This window comes from Brevibacillus sp. (assembly GCF_003521185.1).
In the GTDB taxonomy this organism is placed as follows: Bacteria; Bacillota; Bacilli; order Brevibacillales; family Brevibacillaceae; genus Brevibacillus; species Brevibacillus parabrevis.
In genome coordinates this window covers 1-26,309 of record NZ_DOTK01000016.1, presented here as the reverse complement: position 1 = coordinate 26,309, position 26,309 = coordinate 1, and the positions used below count along the sequence as shown (strand labels likewise).

The following is a 26,309-nucleotide window of genomic DNA, read 5'->3' as shown; positions in this document are numbered from 1 at the left end:
GCGAATGTTTCACGGAGTCATTTTGCAGAATAAATAGACTGCCTTTTCTGTTTATTATATAATGTTATAAGACGTACTAATTAACTCACAGGGGGAAACGTGATGAAACTGATTGCGATTGGCGATAATGTGGTGGATTACTACAAAGACCGCGGCGAAATTTTTCCCGGGGGCAATGCGCTGAACGTAGCGGTGCTGGGCAAACGGTATCAGGCAGATGTGTCCTCGTACATTGGCATCATCGGCAACGACCAGGCGGCTGATCATGTCAGACAGACTCTGCTTTTGGAAAAGATCGATATTTCCCGCTTGCGTCAAGCAGTCGGCCCGAATGGAGAAGCGATCGTTTCCCTCAACGCCGACGGTGATCGCGTGTTCGTCGGTTCCAACAAAGGCGGTGTGCAAGCGTACATGGGGCTAAGGCTGACCGATGACGACAAGGCGTACATAGCCAGGCATGAGCTGCTGCACACGAGCATTTACAGCAATCTGGAGCACGAGTTGCCCGAATTGCACAAAGCGATCCGCATTTCCTTCGACTTTTCGACGCGCTGGACGCCTGCCTATTTGGAGCGAGTATGCCCTTATGTCGACTACGGCTTTTTCTCGGGGAGCGACCTGACAGAAGACGAGTGCCACCAGCTCATCCAGCAAGTGCATCGTCTGGGAACAAAAGTTGTCGGGGTGACGCGCGGCGCGCAAGGAGCGATTTTTTCCGAAGCAGGCAAGCTGTACCGCCAAGAAATTGTTCCGACCGAGGTCGTAGACACGTTGGGTGCGGGAGACTCGTTTATCGCCATGTTTTTAATGAAGTACCATCCAGACGGCGACATGCAAGCGGCGCTGAGGCAGGCGTCAGTAGCGGCGGCCCAGACGTGCGGACATTACGGCGCTTTCGGATACGGCGTTCCCAAAGTTGGTTGATCGGTCAAAAAAAAGAAGCTAGAGACATCTTCTAGCTTCTTTTATCCTTTTATGCCCCCGCTCGTCAGGCCCCTGACGAAGTATTTTTGCATGAACAAAAAGAGCAGGATGATCGGCAGCGCAGAGATGGTCAAGCCAGCGAGCAGCACGCCCCAATCGGTTTGCAGCATGTCCCGGAACGCCATCAAGCCGGAAGGGATCGTCTTCAGCTTGTTATCGTCAATGAAGATGATGGAAAACAAAAACTCGTTCCAGGAAAAGTAAGCCGTCAACAGCGCAGACGTCAGCAGGATCGGGGTGCTGAGCGGCAAGAAAATGCGGGTGAACACGCTGAAGCTGCTACAGCCATCCATGTAAGCCGCTTCCTCGATTTCTTTCGGGATCGTCAGGAAGTGCGCGCGGATCAACAGCACGGTAAAAGGAAGCCGGTAGGCGACGTACGGGATGATCAACGCCCAGTACGTGTTGAACAGCCCGAGACTCTGGATCAGTTTGTAAAGGGGAATCAGGCTGACTTGCGGAGAGAGCATCAATCCGCCGAGAATCAAAATCAGCACGAGCCGCTTGCCGCGAAACGAAAAGCGGGTTAGGCCATACGCCCCGAGAGCGCTTAACAGCACAGTCAAAAAGCAAGTCAGGCTGGTGACGATGACACTGTTTAAAAAGTAGGCGGAAATCCCTTGCTCCCAGGCTGTCACGTAATTTTCGAACAGCCATTGTGTCGGAAGCGCCCAGCTGTCGCTGAAAATCTCGGAAGATTCCTTGAGCGAGTTCATCACCATCCAGAACAACGGGTAGGCGATGGCGACGAAGTACAGCAGCAAAATGACCAAAAGGCTGGAACTGCCCCATGTCAAGCCTCGTCTGCTGCGCTGTTTCTTCGCTGTCGGCAGGAGGGGAGCTGCGTTTTGCTGTGAAACCGTTTCCATATTTTGCTGCATGTCGATTACTCCTCTCCAGTCTTGGATAGCTTCATTTGCACGAGTGAAATCAACAGCGTGATAGCCAAAATGACGTTGGCGATCGTCGACGCGTAGCCCATCTGGTCGTGAACGAAGGCGGACTGGTACAAGTAGGTGCCGAGCACCTCGGAAGCGTGACCGGGACCACCGCCCGTGAGTATGTAGACTTCATTGAAAACGGTAAAGGCGCCAGCCAGCGTAATCGTGGAGGTAACAAACGTCATCTCCCGCACTTGCGGAACCGTGACGTGAAAAAACATCCGGATTTTGCTTGCGCCGTCGATTTCGGCGGCTTCGTACAGCTCTTGCGGGATTTTCTGGATCGCGACGATGAACAGCATCATGATGTAGCCGATGCTTTGCCACTGGGAGACGGCAATCGCCGCAAAGATGGCTGTCGCAGAATCTCCAACCCACGCCCGTGTCCAGCTCTCCAGTCCGATGGCGGACAAAAAGCCGTTCAGCAAGCCGACTTGCGGATGGTAGATGAAGTCAAACAGCAGAGCGATGACGGTGATCGAGATGATGACAGGCGTGAAGTAAATCGTGCGAAAGAGCGGGGAGATTTTGCGAAACACTTTGTCTTCCAGAACAGCCGCCAGGACAAGCCCGCCAAAAACTTGAAAGATGAGAGAAATGACGGCGTAGTAGATGTTGTTCACAAGCGCCTGGTAAAAGATCGGGTCGTGAAACAGCTTCGCGTATTGGGCCAGTCCGACGAACGTTTTGTCTGCGGAGAAAGCGCTCCATTCAAACAAGCTGAACTGGATGTTTTGCACAATCGGGAAGTAAATAAAAAGGAGGATCAACAAAAAGCCTGGAAGGACATACAAGTAACCCGCATATTTTCGCTGGAGCATATCGTTCCCCCCTAAGTGTATGAAGAGACAGTGGAGCCGCTCGGGACTCCACTGCCGTGCTTTTTGGGCGCTTACCTTGTTACTTGGACTGTTCCCGCACCTGCTGCGCTGCCTTGCGAACATCTTGCATGATTTCCTCCGGCGATTTTTCCCCGTTGAGCATTTGCTGCGTGCCTGCGAGATAGGCGTCGACAATTTTGATATCGAGATCGGTATCGAGCCACAAAGCCAAGCCTTCTGCTGCGGTCACGCGCTCTACAGCCTCGATGCCGAGCGGAGTGGCGGTATTTGCGTTGACAGCCCCTTTGACGGCGCTATACTTGCCGACATCCTTGACGAATTTTTCGGCTTGCGCTTTCGAGGTCAAAAATTGCAGGAACTTCACGGCTTCTTTTGGATGCTTCGTGGTGGCCGAAATCATGAAGCCCTCGGGAGCGCCTGTCAAAAATTTCGGATTGCCTTTGCCGCCTTCGATCGCTGGGAAGTCGAGGAATCCCCATGGAAACTTCGTCTTCGGTTCTACCAGCCGCACTTCTGCGGTCTCGGCGTAAAAAATCGCCGCTTTCTGGTCGATGAACAGTTGTCTGGCAAACTCATGATCCAGGCCATTGACATCTTTGTTGAAATAGGGGATTAGCTCCTGCATTTTTTTCAGCGCTTCTACATAGCCTGGGTCTTCAAATGTTCCGGTGGCGCGGTTGTAGTCTTTTTCCCGCGTGCTTTCATCGACCATGCGCTGGTTCAGCGTGCCGATGTAGTGGGAAGATGCCCATGGCGCCTTGTTGCCGAAGGTGATCGGAGTATAGCCGTTGTCCTTTAGCGTTTGCAGGGTGGAGAGGAACTCTGACCAGGTGGTTGGGACGGCGAGATTCAGCTTGGCGAAAATGTCTTTGTTGTAGAAAAACGTTTTGCCGTCGATCGTGAGTGGCACGCCGTACAGCTTGTTGTCCAGCGTAAACGGCACGAGCTGGGATTCCATCAGCTGATCATGCCAGGCTTTGTCTTCCTGGGCGTAGCTGGTCAAATCGAGCGCTTTGCCGCCTCGCACAAACTTGTAGGCGTATTCGCCGCTCCACGAAAAGTAAATGTCAGGGGGATTGTCCGTGCCGAGCAGGACGCTGATTTTTTCCTTGTAGGCGTCGTTTAGCACCGCCTCTGTTTCAATCTTGATGTTCGGATTTTCCTGTTCAAACGCTTTGACGACTTGTTCGAAGTAGGTTTTGTCAGGGTCTCTGGGCCAGCGGTGGAAAAAACGCAAGGTGACCTGCTGATCCGCAGCGGGGGAGACTTGATTTCCGCCAGGGTCTGCAGAAGCTTGCTTGGGCGTATCAGCAGTCGAGCAGCCAGTTGCGAGCGAGAAAATAAGCAAAAGACCAGTGGCGAACCGAAGTATCCTTTTCAAGACATTGCCCCCTTTTATCTTGTAGGAATCGTGCAGGAAAATTTTATATCATATTATGACATTATATTATGATATAAAATTAAGAATTGTCAAACAACAAATGTTCTCCGCGTCTTAGTAAGCGACTTTCCACATGTAACGTCTGGTCGAAAGCGGGTGGTTGCGGGCATCTGCGAGTTCATTGGCAAACTGGCGCAAAACGTAATTCAATACGAGCGGAGCGATATAGCCGCGCAGATCGTCGGCGATTTCGGACAGGTCGAACTCTTTGGCATCCAATGTGATCAGCTTTTCGCCGTACTGCTGATTGAACGTCTGCACGCGCTCTTCCAGCGGGCGAGTCTCGTCCAGCCCAAGCAGTTGAATGACGGGCACGTTTTTGTCGAGAATTTCGAACGGACCATGGAAATATTCTCCGGCGTGGATCGCATGCGAGTGAATCCACTGCATTTCCATCAGGATGCAGATCGCGAAGGAGTAGGCTACGCCGAAATTGGCTCCGCTGGCGATGGTGTAGATGATGTTTTCGTCCTTGTTGGCTTCCCCGAACGCTTTTGCCCGGTCCATAAACTGACTTTTCGCCCGATCATACACGGTTTGCAAGCTTTGCAGGGACTGGATGAAGCGGTGGAATTTGGCGTTTTCTTCTTTGACGTAGAGCAGTCCTGTCACGAGTTGATACATGATCGAGTAGTTGGTTTCAAAAGCGGGCGCGTCCGGGCCATAGCTGTACGTGATGACGTGCTCCGATGCTTCGGCCAATGGGGAGGACGGTTCGTGGGTCAAGGAAACGGTGAGGGCGCCTTTGCTGCGGGCAAATTTGGCTGCTTCGGCCGTCTCAGGCGTATTGCCGGAGTGGGAGCACAAGATGACGAGCGACTTCGCGCCGAGCGTGGCGGGGTTGCGGTGAATAAATTCATTGGAGCTGTACAAGTCCGAGTAGATCGTTTTCGCTTCGCGGTCGAGCCAGTATTTGCTTGGATACATCAAGGCAGATGATCCGCCGCAAGCGACGAGAAAGACGTTTTCGATCGGGCGGGAGCTGATTGCATCCAAAGCTTGCTGAACGTGAGGATGTAACATGAGAAGACCTCCTTGAAATGAATGGATTGGTTATATAACAATATATAACATCTTATAAACAGACAATCAACTGATTTTTCGAAAAATTTACCAAGAAGCCGTCCACAACAAAAACACTGGATGCTTCGTCCAGTGTCATTGGCTGCGGTTTTGCCCGGTATTGATGGTAAACGTGACGCGATCGGTCGGGATCAGCGAGCTGGAAGAGTGGAAGGGACTGCCTGTGTTATCGTAAGCTACCTTGTCGATCTGGTAGAGCGGCGTGCCGATGGAACAGCGCAGCAGTTCGGCTTCTTCCTGGGTCGCCATGATTACATTCAGCGTTTTCAGGTTGGAGGCAGGCTCGACCTGGTAGTATTTTTTCAGCACCTGATACGTCGAAATCGACTCGGCAATATACTTTTCCAGCTGGGGGAAGCGCGTCAGCGGATAGTAGACGGTTTCCCAAACAAGCGGGGCGTCGTTGACGTAGTGCAGCCGCTTCAATTGCAGGATCGGTGTCCCAACGGCTATTTGCAAAGGGGACGCGATCGCTTCGTCCGCCTCGATCAGCGCGGTTGAAATAATTTGCGGCTGCGGCAACTGCCCGGTCTGGGTGAGAAACTCGGAAAAGCCGTTGACTGCGATCAGCTCACGCTTCAATTTGGTAGCCGTGACGAACGTGCCTTTTCCTTGCTGGCGCTGCAAAATGCCAGCCTCGACCAGCTCCGTGATGGCTCGGCGGGTCGTAATCCGGCTCACCCCGTACATTTCGCACAGTTCTCCTTCCGGCGGGAGCTGCTGACCTGATTTGTATACACCACGATTGATATCTTCTTTGATGACTTCCTTGAGTTGGAGGTAGAGCGGCTTGTGACTCGCGTTATTTAATTTCATCGCTTTTGTCTCCGATCAAAAAATTTTAAATCGTCTTATAATAATATATCATATTTCGGTCATGCAAGCATTTTCGCAAAAAGGCGCTTCACTGGCATTACGCTTGACGGGACGCTATGATAAACATAATTGTTGGTGGAAAGGACTGGTACATATGGCTCGTGTCTTATTCGTTAACGGCGGCTCGGAAGGACATGTCAACCCGACAGTCGGCGTGGTCCAAGAGCTTGTTTCGCGCGGGGAAGAGGTCGCGTACGTTGCGATTGAAGCTTATCGGGAACGCTTGGAGCAGGCGGGCGCTACGGTACGAACTTTTGACGGACAAAAATTCATCCAGGCGTTCATCTCAGGGGGCAGAAATTACTTGCTGCAGAGAGTCAACGGACTTTTGCACACAGCGGATATCGTCATCCCGAGCGTTTTGGAGCAGATAAAAGGCGAGCAGTTTGATTATATCATTCACGACTCCATGTTTGGCTGCGGCCGATTGCTTGCCGAGATGCTCCAGCTTCCGGCGATTAGCTCTTGTACTTCTTTTGCCCAGACGAAAGCTTCTTTCGAGGAGACGCTGGAGCAGCTTTCGCGCGAAATGTCTCTAGAGTTGAGGAAAGCGAGCGAAGAAGAATTTCAACGCCTGACAGCCAGCGTGCAGGAAAAGTACGGGGTACAGATTCATTCGCCTTACGAAGTGTTTTGCAATCCGGCACCATTGAGCATTGTTTACACATCAAGGGAGTTTCAACCTTTTGCAGAAGCGTTCGACCATACATACAAATTTGTCGGCCCATCGATCGCTCCGCGCTACTCGCAAGATCGCTTCGATCTAGCGCAAATCAAAAAGAACCATCCGATTTACATCTCATTGGGCACCATCGTGAATCATTCGATTGACTTTTATCAGCTTTGCTTTCAGGCATTCGGCAATACAGAGCATACTGTTGTCATGTCGATCGGGAACAAAGTGCAGCTTGCTGATCTGGGAGACATCCCTGAAAACTTCTTGGTGAAAAGCTATGTTCCCCAGCTCGATGTGCTCCAGCATGCCAAACTGTTTATTACGCATGGCGGGATGAACAGTGCGAGCGAGGGGCTTTACTACGGGGTGCCGCTCGTTGTTCTCCCGCAAGGCGCGGATCAGCCCGTCATTGCCGGACAAGTTGCCAAGCTGGGGGCAGGACTTGCTTTGGACATGCAAAACTTGACCGCAAGCGAACTGCGCGAAGCCGCCGAGCAGGTGCTTCAGCAGCCGTCCTTCCGCAAAGCTGCTGCAACGGTCAGCGAATCGTTTCAACGAGCAGGCGGTTATCGGCAAGCGGTGGATGAGATTTTGCAGTGGAGAGGTCGATAGCGGTTGGAAGGAACTCGCAGACGACCAGGGCTTGTATCGCAATGGACGCCTGAGAGATTGCCACGACATTTTCTCGTCACAAGTTTGTCATTTCTATAAAAAAGTGGAAAAAGATTGAAATTGACTGGCGGATGGATTAAAATTTTTCTAAAGGAATTACGGACGTTAGCAAACATGCGATCATGAGAAGTCAGGGAAGTATTCGTTCGAAAAAGCCCCGTTTGAATCTAATAGCACAGCAACCTGAGTGAATCTATTGAAGCTTAGGCACTTTAGAGGAATGAAGGGGTCATACGGCAATGCAGCGCAGTGGAGTGTATCGGCAGATCGATACATGAAAGGGCGAAGCATTGCCGTTTTTGGTATGTTTGCCATTCAAAAGCGAAAAAAGTTTCAAAGATGATGGAGGAATCGCTAGACATGGAGCAAATCACGTACTATCCACTGACTCATCCGCAAAAAAGAATCTGGTCAATCGAGCAGATTTATCCTGACACTCCTTTGCACAACATTGGCGGAACCGTAATGATAAAAGGCACTGTACAGATGCCCGCGCTTGAAAAAGCGATTCATCTGCTTATGGAAGAACATGAAGCTTTGCGGCTGCGAGTTTTGAACCGCAGCGGAGAGCCGCAGCAATACGTGAGTCCGTTTGCCCCGTTCCCACTGGACTATATCGATTTCTCAACAGGCAAAGAGCCGCGAAAAGATTTTGCCGATTGGGTGCAAGCGGAAGCGAGAAAGCCGTTCGTCATCGAAAACGAGAGGCTTTTTTATTTTGCCCTGTTTCGCATCTCGGACGAGGAACATGGCTACCTGGTCAAGTTGCATCACATGATCGCCGATGGCTGGTCGATCAACATTATGACCGAGCATATTCGGGAACATTACGGCAAGCTTGTGCGCGGAGAGGAAGTCTCTGACCATCAGTCTGCTCCGAGCTACCTGGCTTACATCGACCACGAGCGGGACTATCTTGCGTCGGAGCGCTTCTGGAAAAACCGGACGTTTTGGAACGAGAAATTCCGCGATCTTCCTGACGCGTATGTGGAAAAAAGCTCAGACACATTGCCGGGAAACCGCATCACGCATGAATGGAGTGCCGAGCTTTCCAATCAAGTAAAAGAGTGGGCAAAAGCAAACAACTGGTCGCTGAATACCATTTTTGTGGCGCTGTACTTGCTGTATGTACACAAGTTTACCGGGCGCGAGGATCTCGTGATTGGCACGCCGGTGCTCAATCGATCCGGGAAGCAGCAAAAGAGCATGTTTGGCATGTTTACCAGCACGATGCCGTTTCGTTTTACCATCGACGATCGCTGTTCTGTCGCGGACATGGTGGCTCGGGTCAACAGGGAGCTTTTGGATTGCTTTTTCCATCAGCGCTATCCGTATGACTTGCTGATTCAGGACGTGGAGCTGAAAAAAAGAGGCTACCATCAGCTGTTTGATGTGTGTATCAATTACTACAATACAGCGCTCCAGACGGATTGGGACGGCTGCGCGGTCGAGAATGTCGAGTTTTACAGCGGGCACCAAATTTATTCGATGCAGCTAGTCATCAAGGAATGGTCGGACTCCGGTCGCATCAGCATCAGTTTTGACTACAAAACGAGCGACTACACGGAAGAGCAGATCGAGGATTTGTTTGCTCGTCTGACCGCTTTGACCCGGAAAATCGTGGCCCGGCCCGACGAGCCGATCAAGCAGCTTACGCTTTTCTCCGAGGAAGAGCAGCAAAAACTGGTAGTGGAGTACAACAGGACAGATGCCTTTTATCCGCGCGACCAAACGATCTATCAGCTTTTTGAAGCGCAGGCAGCAAAAACGCCGGACAAGCTCGCCGTCCAATATGGCGAAAAGTTTTTGACCTACCAGCAATTGAACGAGAAAGCCAACCAGCTTGCCAGATATTTAAAAGAACAAGGGGTTGGGCGAGAAACGATCGTAGGCTTGTTGACCACGCACTCTTTGGAAACCGTGATCGGGCTGATTGCCGTCGGAAAAGCGGGCGGCGCCTTCATGCCGATCGATCCTGACAATCCAGCCGAGCGAACTCGCTATTTGCTGCAAAACTCCGGCACCCAGCTTTTGCTGACGAATGTGGACCCGGCGGACGAGTGGGGCTTCACTGGACAGATCATCCGCCTGCCGGACGTCGACTGCACAGCGTATGCATCCACTAACTTGCAGGCTGAAAGCGCGCCTGCGGATATGGTGTACATGATTTATACATCCGGTTCTACGGGCAGGCCGAAGGGCACGATGGTGGAACACCGCGGGCTGGTCAATTACATTTGCTGGGCGAAAAAGATGTATGTCAAGCAGGATGACGAGGTGTTCCCGCTCTATTCGTCTTTGGCGTTCGACCTGACGATTACCTCCGTGTTTACTCCGCTGATTAGCGGCGGCACGATCATGGTCTACAGCCACACAGAAGACGAGTATGTGCTGTTCCGCATTTTGCGTGAGAACAAAGCGACAATCGTCAAGCTTACGCCATCGCATTTATCTTTGTTAACAGATCGTGACAATCGGAATAGCTCGGTGAAAAGGTTCATCGTAGGCGGTGAAAATCTGAAGGTCAGCCTTGCCAAAAGCGTCTATGACAGCTTCGGAGGAAACATCGAGATTCTCAACGAGTACGGCCCAACCGAGACGGTGGTCGGGTGCATGATTCACGCTTTTGATCCCGTGACGGACACAAGAGCCGCTGTGCCCATCGGGAAGCCGGCCGACAATGTCCGCATATACGTACTGGACAAACAGTTGGCTCCTGTCCCGACCTACGCTGTCGGGGAAATGTATATTGCGGGCGACGGAGTGGCGAGAGGGTACTTCCGCAATGAGGAGCTGACCAGAGAGAAATTTATCGACGACCCGTTCGTTCCTGGCGAGCGGATGTACAAGACGGGAGACCTTGGCAGGTTTTTGCCGGATGGCAAGCTGGAGTATTTGGGCAGGGGCGACCAGCAAGTCAAGATCAGAGGCTACCGGGTTGAATTGGGCGAAATCGAAAACCAGTTGCTCCAGCACCCGCTTGTAAAAAAGGCGGTTGTCCTCGACAGGGAAGACAAGCAGCAAACCGTGATGCTGTGCGCCTATTACGTCGCGGCGGGCGAGATCGCCAGTTTTGAGCTGAAACAGCATTTGGCACGGCAACTGCCGGATTACCTTGTCCCGCATCATTTCATCGAGGTAAAAGAAATCCCGCTCACAGCCAACGGCAAGGTCGACACGCGCTCCTTGGCTGAGATCGAGTTGCCAAGCGCGGAACATATCGAATATGACGCTTATTCGAGCGAAAAAGAAAAGCAGTTCATTCAGACGGTGGAAGAAGTTCTTGGCGTCCGGCAGATCGGTCGCAAGCACAACTTTTACCATATGGGCGGAGACTCGATCAAAGCTATTCAGATCGCTTCCAAGCTGAGTGGAAAAGGCTACCAGATCAAGGTCAAGGAGATGCTGTCCACCCCCATCATGGAGGAGATGGCCATGCTTGTCGAAGAAGTTCAGCTGACTGTTGTCGAGCAAGGGCTGGCGGAGGGCAGCATTTTGCCTACGCCGATCGTTGCCTGGTTTTTTGCCCGGTCATTCCCCAGCCCGCAGCATTATCATCAGACTGTTTTCGTGGAAATCAGCCCGGCCGTTACGGTAGAAATGCTGGAACGAGCGCTGTTCAAGCTCGTGGAGCACCACGACAGCTTGCGCATGAACGTCAGAGCTGCTCACGGCGATTTGTTCTACAACAATGACCACTTGCTGGCCCCGTATCCAATCGAACAGCGCGAGTTTACGGACATTGCTCATTCCGAGCGCTATGACAGGCTAGAGCAGGTGGCGCATGAACTGGCGGAGCGCACAGACTTGTCCCGCGACCTTTTGCTGAAAGCTTGCCTGATTCATCTCGGAAGCACGCGCCATTTGCTGCTGTCTGCCCATCATCTGCTAGTAGATGGCGTCTCCTGGCGAATCATCCTGGAGGATTTGAACGCGCTGCTCAAGCAAATTTGTCTCGGACAAGCGGTGGAACTTCCTTTGAAGACGCATTCCTATCAAAAATGGGCAGAGTCTTTGGCTGGCTACTGGCGCAGCGAGAGAGAGGCGGGGGCAGAAAAAGAAAAAGCGTACTGGGAAGCGGTCTTGCAAAAGTTTGTGCCGTTTCCGACTGATCACGATGGCGGCGCAGACAGTGTGGCTGCCAGCTGCACCCTTTCTGCCGAGCTGGGCAAGCAGGAAACACTGGCACTTTTGACCGAAGCCAATGCTTCCTACAATACGGAGCCTGTCGATCTGCTGTTGACGGCTTTATTCATCGCGATCCGCGAACATACAGGACAGACGGATATCGTAATCGAGACGGAGGGGCATGGGCGAGAACAGCTTGCGGAAAAGCTGGATATCGGCAGAACGGTCGGATGGTTCACGAGTCTCTACCCGTTTGGCCTCTCGCTCACAGACGGAGCTTTGTCCGAGCAGATCAAGCATGTCAAGGAGACGCGAAGAAACGTACCAAACAACGGAGTTGGTTACGGCATTTTGCGCTATTTGGCAAAGACTGTCCCGGACTACGCCCCCCAGACGGTCAGGTTTAATTACTTGGGCGAGTTTGCCCAAACGTTTGACGGCGGCTACGTGAAACTGCTCGGCGGCGCTTTTCAGCAAAACACCAGCCCGGACAACCCGCTCACTTGCCTGATCGATGTGAACTGCTTTGTTCTGGATGGTCAGTTGCAAATACGGCTTGCCTTTAGCCGGAACAAGTTTACGGAAAGCAGCATGCAGCGCTTTTTGGGCAACTTCCAGCGCCATCTGGGCGAGATCATTCTGCATGGCAGCCAGCACGGAGCGAAGGAGTTTACCCCTTCTGATTTTGACACAGTGGAGCTTACGCAAGAAGAGTTGGACAATTTGTTCATTTGACGGCGGAAAATTCGGGATGAGAGGTTAAGTGTATGAGAAAAGGAATCGCGGCATGGCTTGTCCTGCTTTTGCTCACCATGACTTTTCCCTGGAAATTACAGGCGGAAACAGCGGCAACAACCAGTCTGGACGAACAAAAAATCGCAGCCATCGAAGCTTGGATCGAGGAAAAAATGCAGGACGGCAAAATACCGGGGGCATCTGTCGTCATTGTCAAAGGCGAAGAGACGATCTACAACCGCGGGTTTGGCTATGCGGACGTGGCCGCGCAACGCCCGGTGACGACACAAACGCTGTTTGAGCTTGGTTCTACGAGCAAAGCGTTTACTGGCCTGATCATACTGGCGCTGGAAGAACAAGGACTGCTCAGCTTACAAGACCCGGTGCAAAAATATCTCCCGTGGTTTCAGATGAAGGATGCCAGAGGAAATACGCCGCCTATTACGCTGGAACAATTGCTCCACCATACTAGCGGAATCCCGTTCCGCTCGATTGGCGAGATTCCGGCAGGCGAAGAGGCAGACGCGCTGGAGCGGACAGTCAGGGCAGCCGCAGGACAGACGCTCGATTTTTCTCCGGGAGAACGCTTCCTGTATGCGTCGATCAACTACGATGTCCTCGGATTGGTCGTAGAAAAAGTGACGGGGAAGTCTTTTGAACAAGTGGCAAAAGACAACGTGCTGACGCCGCTCGGCATGCAGCATTCCTACCTGTTCCGTCAGGAAGCCGAGCAGCATGAAATGGCCAAAGGCTATAAAATCGGCTTTTTGGGAGCGCGAGAATACGAGGCTCCTGTGTATCGGGGCAATACGCCAGCCGGATACATCATTTCCAATAGCGAGGATATGGCGATTTGGCTGAAAAAGCAGCTCGGCTCGGGAGCAAACGAACAGGTGAGCAGCGAGCTGATTAGACGGTCCCATCAGCCGGATCGCTCTGTTTTTCCGGGCGGCGACGGCTCCTCGTACGCTGCGGGCTGGTTCGTCTACCAAAAAGGCAGCGGCGAGCTGTCCCACGGCGGAAGCAACCCGAATTACTCTTCCTCGGTCGTCATTCGCCCGGGCGAGCAGCTGGGAGTAGCGGTATTAACCAATATCAACTCGGCTCACACACAGGCGATGGGTCAGGGAATCATGGAAATTTTGCAAGGCAAGCAACCGCCGGAAAACGTTTCCGACCTTTACAGCAGTGTCGACAAGGTGGCGGTTGTCATTTTGTGCATCGCGATCCCGTTGATTGCGGTTACCGCCTGGTTTGCCGCCAAGGCGCTCGGCGAAATCGCCCGAAAACAGCGGCGTCCATCCGCAGGGTTTGTGAAAAACGCGTATCGCTTTGCCGTGCTGCTCGTCTGTTTAGGGCTGTGCGGATACTGTTTTTGGCAAATTCCTTCCGTCTTGTTTGACGGGCTGTCCTGGAGCTTCGTCGACGTCTGGGCGCCTGCAAGCTTTGTGGTCGCCATCCTTAGTTTGTTTGTGGGGATTGTGCTGTTTTCCGTCTATTACTGGATGACGGTTGTGTTTCCAAAAGCGAATGACCGGACCTTTTTTCCGATCATCGTCCTCAGTACCGTCAGTGGATTGGGCAATGCGCTGATTATTTTTATCATCAACGAGGCGCTCAACCATACTGACCGTTTTCAGGGCGGCTTGTTTTCCTTTTTTATCATGGGCATCCTCATCTACGTGTGCGGACAAAGGTTGGTCAGGGCCAAACTGATTACGATCACAAACGAGATGGTGTTCCAAAAAAGAACAGAGTTGATCGACAAAATTCTCAACTCTCCGTACCAAAACATTGAAGCCATCGAAAAAGAGCGCATCTACTCCGTGTTGAACAACGATACGGAAACGATCAGCGGCGTGTCCAACATCTTGATTTTCGGGGTCACCAGCCTGGTTACTTTGCTGTGTTGCTTCATTTATTTAGGCATGGTCAATCTGTATGGCCTGCTCATTTCCATTGTCGTGATTTTGGTCGCCGCCGGGCTTTATTTTCTCGCAGGTCGGTATGCCAATCGCGTGTGGGAAGAGACGAGGGACATACAAAATGCCTTTTTCAAGTTCATCAATCACATGATTGGCGGTTTCAAGGAACTGAGCATCCACAAAGGAAAGAAAGGGCAATTCCAGCAGGAGTTGCAACAAAGCTGCGACACGTACCGGATCAAGCGGATTCAGGGGGATTTAAGTTTCGCCAACGTGTTTGTGATGGGCGAGCTGCTGTTCACCTTCGTGATCGGGGTCGTTGCGTTCATTTTCCCTGTCGTCTTTACGGATATTGCCAGCAGTTCCTTGCGAGCCTACATTTTTGTGTTCCTGTATATGACAGGCCCTGTACACGGCGTTTTGGATGCGATCCCGAATTTTATTCGCGTGCGGATTAGCTGGAATCGGTTGAATGAACTGTCGAGACAGCTGGAAGTCGGTGAAGACAAACAGGAGGGGCAAAAGACAGAGGCACTTCCATCTGGGGAAGGCATTCATTTGGAGGCAAGAGCTGTTGAATATCATTATAAAAACGCCGAGGGCGAGCAGTTTACTGTCGGTCCGGTCAACTTGAGCTTCCATTCCGGTCAGGTCACTTTCATTACGGGCGGGAACGGGAGCGGGAAATCGACATTAGGCAAGCTGCTGGTGGGATTGTACAAGCCCGACCGGGGTGAACTGTTGGTGAATGGTCAGCGCCAGGAAGAGCTGGGGCAACATTTTGCCGCCATTTTCAGCGATTTTCACTTGTTCGAGAAGTTGTACGGCATCAACGTCAATCAAAAAGAACAAGAAATACAAGAATATTTGCTGAAACTCGGCATCGACCATAAGCTGCACATCCAGAATGGCGGCTTCAGCACGGTCAATCTGTCTACGGGCCAAAGAAAACGGTTGGCCTTGTTAGTCAGTTGCATGGAGGATCGACCGGTCTATTTCTTTGACGAATGGGCTGCCGATCAGGACCCTGAGTTTAGAGAATATTTTTACAACACACTTCTGCCTGAGATGAAGCAAAAAGGCAAGTGCGTCATTGCGATTACGCATGACGACAGGTATTTCCATGTAGCCGATCAGCTTTTGAAAATGGAAGTCGGGCAGATCGCTCATGAACATGTGAAACAGCATGCATGAGAATCTCTGGGTAATGCGGGAGAGGAGGGGAGGCGGCAGAGCGCAAAATGAGAGAAGCCACAGGATAGGATGAGTTCGTTACGCTGTCTACTATGAGAAAAGGATGATTGCTGAAAATGAAAACATTCGAATCGATTGGGATTGTCGGAGCCGGGATAATGGGCTCGGATTTGGCTTTGGACCTGGCTAGTCACGGATATCGCGTCATTTTGAAAGATTTGCATCCCGACATTTTGGAAAAAGCGAAGCAGAAGATGCGCGAAGACTTCAAGCTGGTCAAGCTGATGAAAAAAGAGATTCCGGTAAAAGACATAGAGCAAGTGCTCGCCAACGTATTGTTCACCACGACTTACGATGATTTTTCTGCCGTGCCGTTCGTAATTGAAAACATCACCGAAAATTGGGAGGCCAAGAAGCAGGTCTACCTTGAGCTGAAACAATATTGCCCGGAAGACACGATTTATGGCGTCAATACAAGCTGCATCTCCATCACGAAGGTCGGCTCGCTGCTGCCCAAGCCGGAAAATGTCATCGGGATGCACTTCATGAATCCGGTGCCGCTCAAGCAGATGGTGGAGATCATCCGTGGCTACTACACGTCCGAGCAAACGATCGAGAAAATCAAAAGCTTCCTGAAGTCGGTCGACAAAAAGCCTGTACTGGTCAACGACTCGCCCGGCTTTGTCACAAACCGCGTGCTGATGCTGATGATTAATGAATGTATTTGGGCGATTCACGACCAAGTAGCGACGCCCCAGGACCTCGACAAAATATTCCGCTTGGGGTTCAGCCATAAAATGGGTCCGTTGGCAACCGCGGACTTGATCGGGCTCGATACGATTTTGCACTCGATTGAAGTGTTGTACGAGAGCTTCAACGATCCTAAGTATCGCCCGTGCCCGCTGCTGGTCAAAATGGTCGACGCCGGACTGCTTGGCAAGAAAAGCGGGAAAGGGTTTTTCGATTATACGGCGGCGTCTCCATTGGCGCACAGTGCCAGATAAGCCGTGTGCCGGACGAAGCCGATCAAAATTTCATGTAAAGGAACATGCAAATGGAGCTGAAAAACGGGATTAAATGTGTCGTCTGGGATTTGGACAACACGGTCTGGAAGGGCGTTTTGTCGGAAGGAGACGATGTTGCCCTCTATCCGCAAATCAAGGAAATCATGGAACAACTCGATCAGCGCGGCATTTTGCAGTCGGTGGCAAGCAAAAACAATTACGCTGACGCGATGCGCAAGCTGAAAGAGTTTGAGATTGACCACTATTTTTTGTACCCGCAAATTCATTGGGAGCCGAAGTCCAAATCCATCGGGGCGATCCAGCAGGCGATCAACATCGGGATGGACACGCTATTGTTCGTCGATGACCAGCCTTTTGAACTGGACGAAGTGAAAAGCGTGCACGATTCGATCAACTGCCTGCACGCCGAGCGCTATACCGAGCTGCTGACACACCCTTCGCTGATTCCGGCTTTTATTACGGAGGACTCGAAAAAACGGCGGTTAATGTATTTGCAAGACATGGAGCGTCAGCAGGAGGAAGAGTCTTTCACAGGCACGAGCGAAGAGTTTTTGAAAACGTTGGACATGAAGTTCATAATCAGCGAGGCGCAGGAAGATTGCCTGAAACGCGCGGAGGAGCTTACGGTCCGCACGAATCAGTTGAACTCGACGGGGCGGATATACAGCTACGACGAGCTGAATTATTTCCGCCATTCGCCCGACCACAAGCTGTTCGTGTGCGAGCTGACCGATAAATACGGCTCGTACGGAAAAATCGGTATCGCCCTGGTCGAAATGAACGAGACGCACTGGCATATCAAATTGCTCATCATGTCTTGCCGGGTGATTTCCAGAGGCGTTGGCACCGTATTGCTGGCACACATCATGCAGCAGGCCAAGCAAGCCGGCAAACGATTGCTGGCCGACTTTAAAAATACGGAAAGAAACAAAATGATGTACGTTTCCTATCGTTTTTCCAACTTTAAGGAAGTTTCCAAAGAAGAAGATGGCTTTGTCATCTTGGAAAACGATTTGACCCAGATTCAAAAATTCCCGCCTTATATCGATGTGCTCGTTTCGTAGGAATGACTATTCAACCAAAAAAAGGAGAGTTTACACATGCAACTTCAAGAACAAATTCGCAACTTTATTCTGGCCAATCTGGTTGTATTCGACGATGAAGTGGAATTTAGCGATGACGACAATATTTTTGAACTGGGCTTCGTCAACTCCTTGTTCGCGATGAAGCTGGTCACGTTTATCGAAAGCGAATTTCAGCTGACGATTGAAAGCGACGAAATGGAAATTTCCAACTTCAATACGATCAACAACATCGTGAACTTTATCCAGTCCAAATCGGTGTACAAATAAGTGAAGCAGATGATTTACACGACGAAAAATACAAGTGCTGATTTCAATTGGACGGAGTATTTTACCACGCTTAACAGCGGAGAGACACCCGGTGTCGATGCAAACCTATATTTTCAAAACGTCCGGGAACTTTTGCGCGAAAATGCTCACTTGCTCGGCTTGGTGCTTGGCGACGTGCTTCGAAAGCTGTTGCGAGACGTTCCGGTCAAGCCCGAGCCGAGAGTGCTGGAGCTTGGTGCAGGCACCGGATTTTTGACACGGCTTTTGCTGACGATGTACCAAGGAAGCGGGGTTTTGGTCGATAATTGCCAAACCTCCTTCGACGCCTATAACCAAGTCGCGCACAACCATGCGGATCGCATTACGTACTTGCTCGAAGACTTGTTCACGCTGAAGCTGACAGAAACGTTTGATCTTGTTTGCAGTTTTGGTTTGATTGAACATTTTAAAGAGAAGGCCGAAATCTTGTCCATCCACAAACAGTTTTGCAAGGAGGATGGATATTTGATTTTGATCGTTCCGATGGATAGCTTTTTGACGCGTGCTTATTACGAAGTTCACCCAGAAATCAACCTGGGATACCGGGAGCTGCTGACCAAAAAAATCGCTTTGGAGCAGCTCAGAGCCAGTGGTTTGCAGCCGATTCGCGCAGAAGTCAGTCAGGGCTATGTCTACGATTTTTTGACGATTTTATGCAAATAAGCAAAGCGTAGACAGAAGCACATTTTGAATGATGGGGATTGAATAAATATGACAATAACAAGCCCACACAGCATTCTGGAAGAAGTAAAACAGTTTGCAGAAGAAGAAATCAGACCGTTTGCTGCCGAATTTGAACAACAAAAAGCGCTTTCACGCGAGCTGATCAAAAAAATGGGGGAAAAGCGCTACTTGGCTGCAAGCTTTCCAGCACAGTACGGGGGCTTGCAGCTGCACCCCCTCGAATACGGGAACCTGGTTGAAGAGATCGGAAAAGGTGCTCTGTCTGCCGCGATGCTGCTGACGGTTACGACCGGGCTGGTAGGCGAAACGCTCATCCGTTGGGGCAGCGACTACCAAAAAGCACAGTACGTGCTGCCCATCGCAAGGGGCGAGAAGGTCGGGGCTTTTGCTTTAACCGAACCGGGAGTAGGAAGCGGCGCCAAGGATGTGAAAACTTCCTATGAAAAAGCGGGCGACAAGTATCGGATTACCGGGCGCAAAAAATGGATCTCGTTTGGGGAGATCGCCGACTTTTTTATCGTCATTGCCTCCGATCCGACGACGAACGCGATCAGTGCTTTCCTCGTCGACCGCGAGCAAGAGGGTGTCCACATTCGCAAAATCGAAGGGCTGCTTTCCTGCGCAGCTTCCCAGCTTGCCGATATCGAGCTGCACGATGTGGAAGTGGACGCGGACAAGCTGATCGGCAAGGAAGGAATGGGCTTCACGGGCATTGCCAACTTCGCGCTCGACCAGGGGCGGTTTAATGTCGCCTGGATGGGCGTCGGACTGGCGCAGGAAGCCCTGGAAGTGATGGTTACGTATGCGCGCAAAAGAAACCAGTCCGGGCAGAAAATTTTCAACTTTCAACTGATCAAAGGCATCATCGGCGATGCCGTGACGAACGTTCATGCTGCTCGCTCGCTCTGCCGGGAAGCCGCGCGCATGCGCGCCGACAATCATCCGGACGCGATTGTGCAAACGACGATGGCGAAATACTTTTCCTCGGTAGTAGCCAACAAGGTTGCCTCCGATGCCGTTCAGGTGCTCGGCGCGAACGGCTGCTGCAACCTGTATCCAGTCGAACGTCTTTTCCGGGAGGCGAAAATTTTGGAGATCATTGAAGGGTCTTCGCAAATTCAGCAGCAAATCATCGCCATGCACGGCGCGAACCGCTACTATCAGCCAAAAAGGATTACGGAAGTATGAAAAAATTAGATGCCAATCAAGTCAGCGACATCATTTCTCTCAGTCCGATGCAAGAAGGGATGCTGTTTCATTACTTGAAAGAACCGGACAGCTCCCTCTATTTTGAGCAAATCAGCTTGCATGTTTCCTCGGCTGTCCATATCGCTGCATTTCAACAGGCATGGCGGCACGTCGTCTCCGTCAACGAGATGCTGCGTGCCGTTTTTCGATGGGAAGGGGTCAAAGCGCCTCTTCTCATCATCCTCAAAGAGCTGCCGGACTTTTTGCGCTATGTGGATGTATCGGCACAGGTGACCGCGGACCGCGACACGTTTGTGGCTAACCTGCTGGACGAAGATCGGGCAAACAAGTTTGATCTGCGGGAAGGTGCGTTTCGCGTCAGTTTGTACAAATTGGGAGACGAGGACTATCAGCTGATCCTGAGTCACCACCATATTTTGTTCGACGGGTGGAGCACGGGCATTCTTTTGGCTGAGTTCATGGAGACGTATCAGCAGTTGCTGGAGCAGCGCCAGCCGACCGTTGCGGCGAAGCGAAAATTCAAAGACTTTATCAAGGCGGTCCAGCAAAAAGACAAGGCAGAGCAAGAAACGTTCTGGAAAACCTATCTGCAAGAAGTAAATCCGCTCTGGTTGCAAGAGATTATCCCAGCCAATCAGTCTCATGCAAGCAAGCACACCGTGGAGAAAAAACAGGCCCGGCTGGACATTCCGCAGTCGCTTCATGCTGAAATCAAACGCCAAGGAAAACATGCGATCAGTTGCTACCTGTACGGGGCATGGGCGTTGCTCCACTATTTTTATGCAGACAGCAAAGACGTGGTTTTTGGCACGACCGTCTCGGGGAGGGAGGAGTCTCTCGATGGCATAGACAAGATGGTGGGCTTGTTCATCAATACGTTGCCGCTGCGATTGGCGATCGACCCGGACGAATCCCTCCAGGCATTTTTGGAGCGGGTGTTTGCTTCGATGAATGCCCGCAAGCATTATGGCTCCACACCGTTGCGGGATATTAAAAAATACAGTGGACTGCCTTTTGAAAAAGAGCTGTTTGATACGGTGCTCGTCATTGAAAATTATCCGCTTCAACCGCATTCGAAAAATCGGAATTTCGTCATCGATTCCTTTTCATATAGAGAAGAAACCAATTATCCGCTCACGATCTTTATTACGTTGTGGGAGACGATCGAGCTTGTTGTCGACTACGACTGCCGCGTCTACAGCGAAGCGTTCGTGCAGGAGCTTTGTGCGCGCTACAAAATGATTTTGACGTATCTGGTGGAGCAGCCACTGGAAACGATTCGCACGGTTGACTTTCTGTTTCCCGAAGAGAAACAGAAGCTGCTGGGCGAATGGGTCAATACGAAAGTGGCTCTGCCCACGGGGAAAACGATCCATCAGCTATTCGAAGAGCAAGTGGACAAAACGCCTGAGCGCATCGCCCTGACATACGAAGGGCGTTCTTTTACGTATCGGCAAATGAATGAGCAGGCGAACCAGTTGGCGAATTTATTACAGGACGCGGGCGTTCAACCGAACCAGGTCGTGGGCTTGTTCATGGATAGGCGGCCGGAGCTGGTGATCGCGCTGCTCGGTATTTTGAAATCCGGTGGCGCTTATTTGCCGTTGGAGCCGACGCTGCCGCTGGAACGCTGCGCGACGATGCTTTCCGACGCTTGTGCCAATGTGGTGGTGTCCGTCCAGAAATTCACGGATGTGTTGGCTGGGCTTAAAACCAAGTGTCCGCTACTCCAAACCGTTGTGTGCATGGACCAGGCAGAAAGCGAAGCAGAGTACAGTCTGCGCGACTTGCAGCAATACGCTCGGGAAGTGGCGGTAACAGTCCCTCAAGCGACTTCCGATGATTTGGCATACGTGATCTATACTTCTGGATCGACCGGAGTGCCCAAGGGCGTCATGATCTCGCATGAAAACGTCGTGAATTTTCTGTACGCAATGGAACGGGAAATCGGTTTTGAACCCGAACATACCGTTCTGGCGCTCGCTGCCTACTCGTTTGATATTTTTGTCCTGGAGTCATTGGCGCCGCTCTGCTGGGGAATGAAAATGACACTGGCGAGCGATGCGGTGCTCAAGGACCCGGATGAAATCATGAAGCTGATCGAAGCTGAGTCGGTGACGATTCTCCAGGCGACGCCATCGCGGATGAAGCTGCTTGTGCAATCGGCGCGAGCGAGCAGTCTGCAGCAGATGCAAAAGATTTTGATCGGCGGAGAAACGTTATCGGAAGATTTGTACAAATCGTTGCGCGCGATCACAAAGCAGTCTATCTACAATGTGTACGGCCCGACGGAAACGACAGTATGGTCTACGATCCAGCGGCTTGAAGAAACGATTTCTGTCGGCAAGCCGATTGCCAATGTAGGCATCTATCTTTTGTCGAATGAGAGAACGCTGCGCCCGCTTGGCTATCCGGGAGAAGTGTGTATCTTCGGGAAAGGTCTGGGGAAGGGGTACTTGAACCAGCCGCTGCTCACTGCGGAAAAGTTCATAGCCAACCCGTTTCAGCCGGGCGAGCGGTTATATTGTACGGGCGACTACGCCTATTGGCTGCCGGATGGCTCCTTGCAGTTTGTCGGGAGAAAAGACCATCAGGTCAAAATCCGCGGGCACCGCATAGAGATGGCCGAGGTGGAAAGCGCCTTGAAGGATTTTTCCCCGGTCAAAGATGTCGTCGTCATCGAAATAAAAGAAAAGAACGAGTCAGCCCTGGCTGCCTACTTGGTGGTCGACAGCGGTTTCAACTGGACAGCTTGCAAAGCGTTTCTCAAAACGAGGCTGCCTCATTACGCCATTCCGTCTGCTTGCTACCGGATACCGGAAATTCCGTACACCCGCAATTTGAAAGTGGATCGCAAAGCGTTGGTGCAAATGCAAAAAGAGCCGCTGCATTTGTTGGAACATACGATCGAGCCGAAAAGCAAGCTGGAAGCGAAGCTTGCTGAGACGTGGAAAAACGTGCTGGAAATCGAGCGGGTGGGCATACATGATCGGTTTTTTGATGTCGGCGGCGACTCGATCAACGTCATCCGCTTGTGCAATGAGTTGAAAGCGGAAATGAACACGGACGTTCCGGTGCAGACCATTTTCACCTATCCGACGATTCATGAATTGGCAAACTACTTCCACGCAAAAGCAACAGGGGAGAGCCGGACGGCCAAGCCTTCAGCCGAAAAGCCCAAAGCGGCCAAGCCCCGCACTGTGGATATTCAAGACACCGATGTTGCGATCATCGGAATGGCAGGCCGATTTCCGGGAGCGGCTGACAAGGAGCAGTTTTGGCGCAATCTCGTCAGCGGCAACGAGGCAATCAAGTTTTACAGCGATGAAGAAATGGAAGCGCTCGGCATCGATCGCGAACTGTGGAACAATCCGCATTATGTCAAGGCGAAAGGAAAGCTCGACGATATCGATTGCTTTGACGCCGAATTTTTTGGCTATACCGTAGCGGAAGCCGAGTGGATGGACCCGCAAATTCGCTTGCTGCATGAGTGCGCGTGGCATGCCCTGGAGGATGCGGGGTACGAGCCGGAAGCGTATCCAGGCTCTATCGGTTTGTACGTCGGCTCTGCCTACAATATTTATTGGGTGCCGGAGACGTTCTCTCCATCGCTTTACGCTTCTGAGCAATACCAAATTTATCACGTCAACAGCAATTCGTTCGCGACGCTGATTGCTTACCGGATGAATTTGCGCGGGCCAGCGATCACTGTCCAGGCAGCCTGCTCGACTTCGCTCGTGGCAGTTGATCGGGCTTACAAGGACTTGCTTTTTGGAGACTGCGACATCGCCGTTGCAGGGGCGGCTGCGGTTACTTTGCTGGATGAAGCCGGATATGTCCATCAGGAAGGGATGGTGTTATCCAAAGACGGACATTGCCGCGCCTTTGACAAGAAAGCGACCGGGACTGTCACCGGAAACGGGGTTGGGCTAGTCGTCTTAAAACGTCTCAAAGATGCGCTGGCAGATGGAGATCATATTTACTCTGTTTTGAAGTCCACGGCTGTCAATAATGACGGAAACCGCAAAGTGGGCTATTCGGCTCCAAGTGCGGAAGGACAAGCGGCCGTGATTCAAAAAGCGATCGAACGGTCCGGGATCGAAGCGGCGCAGATTCACTATGTCGAAGCGCATGGAACGGGAACGGCATTGGGCGATCCTGTTGAAGTGGAAGGGCTCAAACTGGCCTTCGACACGGACAAGAAAAATTACTGCGGGCTCGGCTCCGTCAAGACGAATATCGGGCATCTGGAAGCGGCGGCAGGGATTGCCGGACTGATGAAAACATCGCTCGCGCTCAAAAACCGGATGATCCCGCCGACGATCAATTGCGAAGAGGTCAATGGGCAGATCGATTTCGAAAATTCCCCGTTTTACCTCAATACGCAGCTGCTCGATTTGCAAAACGAAGACATGTTTCCGCTGCGGGCAGGCGTCAGTTCATTCGGGCAAGGAGGCAGCAACGCTCATGTGATTTTGGAGGAAGCGCCGCCAGCGATCGAGACGCCAGCGAAAAGGCGGTACCAAATGATCGCGTTGTCCGCTCACAGCGAAGCAGCGTTGAAAGAGATGAAGGGACGGATTGGCGAGCGGTTCAAGCGCGACGACAGCATCCAGCTGGCCGATGCCGCCTATACGCTGAAGGTAGGGCGCAAACGTTTTTCGCACCGCTCTGTCTTGCTTTGCACAGAAGTGCGGGAAGCGATTGAAGTTTTGACGGAGAAAAACTCCCGGAAATCATGGGATTTTGTCGCTTCCGAGCAAAGCCCTGCGCTTGTGTTCATGTTTTCGGGGCAAGGTGCGGAATATGTGAATATGGCCTTGGACCTTTACCGTCACGAGCCGCTTTTCCGCGAGAAGCTGGATGAATGCTTCGCGATTTTGCAAAACATCTCGGGTGTCCGCTATCAGGACTATTTGTACCCCGACCAGCCTGACGATCAGATAGCGCGGGAGATACACAGGCAGAGCGTTTCCCAACCGCTGCATTTTGCCATCGAGTATTCGTTGGCCTGGATGCTGATGGAGTGGGGCGCTGCCCCGTCGAACATGATCGGATACAGCATCGGCGAGTATGTTGCCGCGTGCATAGCCGGAGTTTTCTCGCTGGAAGACGCTCTGGTTTTGACTTACCACAGAGGCAGGCTCATGGAAAAACTCCCGGAAGGCGTCATGCTGACGGTTCCTTTGGCGGAGGAAGCTTTGCTTTCCATCTTGCCGCATGAGCTGTCGATTGCAGCCGTGAACGAGGAATCGTGTATTGTCGCTGGAAGCAAGGAGGACATCAGCCGATTCGAAGCCGCGTTGAAGGAGCAAAAGGTCATCAGCATGCGGCTCGCTATTTCCCACGCGGGGCATTCTAACATGCTGGATTCGATGCTGGCAGAATTTGGCGAATACGTACAGAACGTTTCGTTCCAGCCGCCTGTGCTGCCGTTTGTGTCCAGCTTGACGGGCAATCCGATTACGCCAGAGGAAGCGGTCGATCCGGGCTACTGGGTGCGGCATTTGCGCGAGCCTGTCCGCTTTGTGGCAGGGTTGCAAAAGCTGGCGCAGCAGGAGCATACGTTATTTATCGAGATTGGGCCGGGGCGAAATCTTTGCATGCTCGCCCAGCGGTTTTTGCGCCCTGAGCGCAACCAAAAGCTGCTCGATACGATCCGGGTGGAGCGAAAGCAAGTGGCGGACGACGAACAGCTTTTGAAGACGGTGGCGCAATTGTGGCTGTATGGGGTCGACCTGGACTGGAAACGGTTTTACGACGGCGAACGGCGCAGAAGAATTTCTTTGCCGGGATACCCGTTTGCGAAAAAGCGTTACTGGAACCATGCGTTTCGTTTTGACACCAGCCAGTTTGGCAAACGGGCGAAAGGCAAGCGGTTGGCAAGTGCAGCGCTACAGTCCGCGGCGTCGCTCTCGTTTTCGCCTGCGCATTCGCAGGAGCGACTGTCTGGACAGGTGGCCGAATCGGCTCCAGTCGTTCATACGTTTGCAAGCGAAGAGGGAAGCGTGATCTCGCGGTTAGTAGGGGAGATCATCGGCGGTCCGAATGTAGGGGAAGACGAGGACTTGTTTGAAGCGGGATTTGACTCGCTCAAGGTTGTATCGTTTATTTCCAAGCTTGTGGATGCGTTCCAGGTGCAACTGACGATGCACGAGGTGTTCGCGCATCCGACGATCCGCGAGCTGGTGCCGCTCATTCGGCAAAAAGCGCCGCAGGCGGCTATCGTGATTCCGAAAGCGGCAGAAGCGCCGTACTATCCGGCTTCGTCCCAGCAAAAACGGCTGTATGCGTTGCAGCAGTTTGATGAAACGAGCACGGCGTACAACATTCCGGGCGTATTTTTGCTGCACGGGACGGTCGACCGGGAGCGGATGCAGGCTGCGTGTGAGGGGGTGCTGCAACGGCATGAGGCGTTGCGGACTTATTTTGAGCTGGACGGGCAGGAGTTGGTGCAAAGGATTGTTGCGGTTGCTTCGTCCTTTGCGCTTGAATGGCGGGAG

General features: G+C 51.9%; 15 protein-coding genes. 10 read left to right on the top strand and 5 right to left on the bottom strand.

What is annotated here, in order from left to right; all coding sequences use genetic code 11:
* The first annotated feature begins 102 nt into the window (after positions 1–102).
* Entirely contained in the window at positions 103–924 is an 822-nt protein-coding gene (locus DEP07_RS04330) for a PfkB family carbohydrate kinase (RefSeq protein ID WP_242771297.1), read from the top strand.
* A 41-nt stretch (positions 925–965) separates the two neighbouring features.
* Here the strand turns inward: DEP07_RS04330 and DEP07_RS04325 are convergent, their stop codons facing one another.
* The 5 genes from DEP07_RS04325 to DEP07_RS04305 form a co-directional block, all read right to left on the bottom strand.
* The gene (locus DEP07_RS04325) at positions 966–1,865 is read right to left on the bottom strand and encodes a carbohydrate ABC transporter permease (protein WP_371736970.1); all 900 of its coding nucleotides are present in this window, start codon (positions 1,863–1,865) and stop codon (positions 966–968) included.
* A gap of 5 nt (positions 1,866–1,870) precedes the next feature.
* Entirely contained in the window at positions 1,871–2,746 is an 876-nt protein-coding gene (locus DEP07_RS04320) for a carbohydrate ABC transporter permease (RefSeq protein ID WP_122966448.1), read from the bottom strand.
* A 79-nt stretch (positions 2,747–2,825) separates the two neighbouring features.
* Positions 2,826–4,148 (bottom strand): ABC transporter substrate-binding protein, encoded by a 1,323-nt coding sequence (locus DEP07_RS04315; protein ID WP_233454198.1) that lies wholly within the window; start codon positions 4,146–4,148, stop codon positions 2,826–2,828.
* A gap of 114 nt (positions 4,149–4,262) precedes the next feature.
* Positions 4,263–5,231, bottom strand: coding sequence for an SIS domain-containing protein (locus tag DEP07_RS04310; RefSeq protein ID WP_173598181.1), 969 nt, complete (start codon positions 5,229–5,231; stop codon positions 4,263–4,265).
* 135 nt (positions 5,232–5,366) lie between these two features.
* Positions 5,367–6,107, bottom strand: coding sequence for a GntR family transcriptional regulator (locus tag DEP07_RS04305; protein WP_122966451.1), 741 nt, complete (start codon positions 6,105–6,107; stop codon positions 5,367–5,369).
* Between the two features lie 154 nt (positions 6,108–6,261).
* Here DEP07_RS04305 and DEP07_RS04300 point away from each other — a divergent pair, with 154 nt between their 5' ends.
* The 9 genes from DEP07_RS04300 to DEP07_RS04260 all read left to right on the top strand — a co-directional run.
* Positions 6,262–7,455 carry a macrolide family glycosyltransferase gene (locus DEP07_RS04300; protein ID WP_287102173.1) on the top strand — a complete coding sequence of 398 codons (1,194 nt, stop codon included), beginning with the start codon at positions 6,262–6,264 and terminating at the stop codon, positions 7,453–7,455.
* A gap of 420 nt (positions 7,456–7,875) precedes the next feature.
* Positions 7,876–12,378 (top strand): amino acid adenylation domain-containing protein, encoded by a 4,503-nt coding sequence (locus DEP07_RS04295; protein ID WP_287102172.1) that lies wholly within the window; start codon positions 7,876–7,878, stop codon positions 12,376–12,378.
* A 32-nt stretch (positions 12,379–12,410) separates the two neighbouring features.
* Entirely contained in the window at positions 12,411–15,497 is a 3,087-nt protein-coding gene (locus DEP07_RS04290) for a cyclic peptide export ABC transporter (protein WP_287102171.1), read from the top strand.
* 116 nt (positions 15,498–15,613) lie between these two features.
* Positions 15,614–16,501, top strand: a complete 888-nt coding sequence (locus DEP07_RS04285; RefSeq protein ID WP_122966454.1) for a 3-hydroxyacyl-CoA dehydrogenase family protein — start codon at positions 15,614–15,616, stop codon at positions 16,499–16,501.
* Positions 16,502–16,557: 56 nt separating this feature from the next.
* The gene (locus DEP07_RS04280; protein WP_173598188.1) at positions 16,558–17,586 is read left to right on the top strand and encodes an HAD-IIIC family phosphatase; all 1,029 of its coding nucleotides are present in this window, start codon (positions 16,558–16,560) and stop codon (positions 17,584–17,586) included.
* Positions 17,587–17,622: 36 nt separating this feature from the next.
* Positions 17,623–17,874, top strand: a complete 252-nt coding sequence (locus tag DEP07_RS04275) for an acyl carrier protein (RefSeq protein WP_122966456.1) — start codon at positions 17,623–17,625, stop codon at positions 17,872–17,874.
* Positions 17,875–17,883: 9 nt separating this feature from the next.
* Positions 17,884–18,576 (top strand): SAM-dependent methyltransferase, encoded by a 693-nt coding sequence (locus DEP07_RS04270; RefSeq protein WP_229049952.1) that lies wholly within the window; start codon positions 17,884–17,886, stop codon positions 18,574–18,576.
* Between the two features lie 48 nt (positions 18,577–18,624).
* Positions 18,625–19,785 carry an acyl-CoA dehydrogenase family protein gene (locus DEP07_RS04265; RefSeq protein ID WP_122966458.1) on the top strand — a complete coding sequence of 387 codons (1,161 nt, stop codon included), beginning with the start codon at positions 18,625–18,627 and terminating at the stop codon, positions 19,783–19,785.
* On the top strand, positions 19,782–26,309 hold a 6,528-nt coding region (locus tag DEP07_RS04260), incomplete at its 3' end, for a non-ribosomal peptide synthetase/type I polyketide synthase (protein ID WP_287102170.1). The genes DEP07_RS04265 and DEP07_RS04260, both read left to right, overlap by 4 nt.